We start from the raw sequence: 2,592 nt of genomic DNA, 5'->3' as shown, positions 1-2,592 counted from the left end.
TAACGGCCCCGTGGACTACCGTTTTGGCTATGTGCAAATGGATCAAGTCGAAGTTACCGACCAAGTAGTGCTTGACTCGCTGATTCACCCTGCCGAATTAGATGCTACTCCTAAGCGCACCTGCAACCCTGCTATGGGCGTGTCATTTCCTGCGGCAGGTCACGGTGCACAGCCGGGTGAAAAAGGCCAATTTACCGAAGCGGGCATTACCTGCTCTGACCCTGATGCCGCTCAGCTTGCCGCCGACGAATTTCGCGCCCTCACCAATGGCAATGTGCCCGCAAGTTTATTTTCCGCTACGGTTGGCTGTAATGCCGATCTAGGCCCTGACTTGTTGAACCTGAGCTGCCATGCCGAAAAACCAATTTTATTGATTTTTGGGCCGCCCTTAAATGCGTCAGCCACCGTGGTGCCATTTCAATTATTCCGTATTGGTAATTTGGCCATTGTCGGCTTACCTTGGGAAATAACCACCATGGCCGGTCGGCGTATCCGCCAAACCTTAATTGACGTTTTAAAAACCGATGGCGTTGATTACGTGGTGATTAATGGCCTCAGCAATGACTACGTGAGCTACCTCACCACGCGTGAAGAGTATGCGCTGCAAATGTACGAATCGGCATCTAACCAGTTTGGTCCTTGGTCCTTAGCCGCCGTACAACAAGAAACTCGCCGCTTAGCTTTAGATATGGTCAATGCGGCTAGCACCGACGCCGGCCCCACTCCGCCAGTGACTTCACCGCAGCTTTATCAAGTACAACCCAGCCAGGGCACCGACCAGCCCAATGGCAACGCCTTTGGTGCAGCGGTATTACAACCAAATGAAAGATACAAACCAGGTGACACTGTACGTGTCGACTTCCAATCATCTAGTCCTAATAGCGACTTAAAAACCGATACCAGTTTCTTATTTGTTGAGCGTAAAACAGCAACCGACAGCTGGGAAATCATTTATCGCGACGCCGACCCAGAGACTACCTATAACTGGCGCCCTGACAACCCCGCCCCTCAGTCCAGCCCTTCGTCATCACATATTGCAGAAATTCTTTGGCGCATCCCACGCAATACCCAGCCCGGCACCTATCGCATTCGCTTTGAAGGCGTTGCCAACCAAGCGTTCTTACTAATGCCTTATGAAGGCCTTAGTAAGGAATTTGAAATTGCAGGGCCGGTCGCAGACTGCCCCTAAGCGCCTTGCCTTAAAGCGTCGGCCCATTTCCCGCTGACTCTACCGTTTCGGTTTGACGCCATACCTCTGGTGTTTTCCCTGTCCAACGTTTGAATGCGTTTTGAAACGAGCTCTGTTCAGAGTAGCCCAAGAGAAACGCCACTTCAGCCAGCTGCATAGGCGTTTGCAGCAATAACTGCTTAGCTCTGTCCGAGCGCACATTATCTAGGATGTCTTGAAACTTAAAACCGTGCTCTGACAATTTTCGCTGTAGGCTACGAGTCGAAATCTCCATCGACTCCGCGACGACATTGATCGATGTTTGATTAGTACTGAGCCCATCTAATAGCAAGCCCCGTACCGTCTTTACCAGGGGAGGAGTGCCCTCTCTCTGGTTTAAAATAGCCTGAGCTTGACCGCTAATTGTCTCACGCATGCTCGCATTGGCGGCTATCATCGGTAAGGAGAGGTACTCCTTTGGAAACACGAGCTTAGTGTCCACCGCACCGAAGTAGCAGTCCCCACCAAACATCAATTTATAAGGCGAGATATCGGCAGGCGCCGGAAATTGAAAATAGGCATCACAGTATAAATCCGGCCTTCCGGTAAACACTCTTGCGGAATTCAACCTAACGGCCATGTGAACTTCTGCAACACATTGCGGCGGTGTGCCGTCGTGGGGCCATATCCAAGGGACTTCCGCGGTTTCGCCGCAGGTCCTCAGACACATTCGGCTCATATTACCAACTATCTTCATATAGCGCGCGGCGTGCTCAATCGCCTCGCCTAAAGTCAGGCAGCTCATTCCCACATAAGCTAACACCCCAATATTCTTTGCCCCCATAGTTTGCCCAACAAGTAACGGCAAACTTGGCTGATTCAGTGCTACCGAGGCACTTTCGAGCATTTCCACCCAAAAACTAAGTTTTATTACTTTTTGCGGGTCTTTGTCACTCAACAACTTGAGCTGCGCGGGCGTAAACAAGGACTCAGCGTCAATATTATTAGCCCGCAGGTAATCAAGTAACGCCGCCGCATAAGCGACAGTCACACTCGTGTTGTTGCCTAACTCTGTAGGAATTGCCGCCATATATCATTTACGTGTTTTTATTATATTCCACATTACCATTTCAGGGTTTTCTACGTAAAGAAAAACAATCGCACCATCAGCCTGCGCTGAAGCAAGAAGGTACGGACTAACAAAGCCGTTGACTGCAGCGCCACAAAGAAATCAGTAGCAATTGGTAATTAGATTAACTACAAGGATTTAGGGTGCGCGTGAAATTGGAAACAACAATACGCGTGCATTCAAGGCGCCGATGGCATCACGCGTATACTTACTGTACGCCCAGAAAACAATTAGATAAAAGACTCTGGACGCATAGTTAAGCAATGGTAAGTTAACCTATTATTTAGCCTTGTGC

At 49.6% G+C, this 2,592-nt stretch carries 2 protein-coding genes; one reads left to right on the top strand and one right to left on the bottom strand.

Going from position 1 to position 2,592, the window contains the following annotated elements; genetic code table 11:
- Positions 1–1,189: neutral/alkaline non-lysosomal ceramidase N-terminal domain-containing protein (locus tag ABYT30_RS18300; RefSeq protein ID WP_373097951.1), on the top strand; the 1,189-nt coding region annotated here is incomplete at its 5' end.
- A gap of 10 nt (positions 1,190–1,199) precedes the next feature.
- Here ABYT30_RS18300 and ABYT30_RS18295 read toward each other — a convergent pair.
- Positions 1,200–2,219: an AraC family transcriptional regulator ligand-binding domain-containing protein gene (locus tag ABYT30_RS18295; RefSeq protein ID WP_373097949.1), complete on the bottom strand. Its 1,020-nt coding sequence runs from the start codon at positions 2,217–2,219 to the stop codon at positions 1,200–1,202.
- Positions 2,220–2,592: the final 373 nt, after the last annotated feature.

Origin of the sequence: Zhongshania sp., from assembly GCF_041623545.1 — a bacterium.
Lineage (GTDB): Bacteria > Pseudomonadota > Gammaproteobacteria > Pseudomonadales > Spongiibacteraceae > Spongiibacter.
Note: the sequence above shows the minus strand (reverse complement) of the source record. Positions and strands in the feature narration are given on the sequence as shown.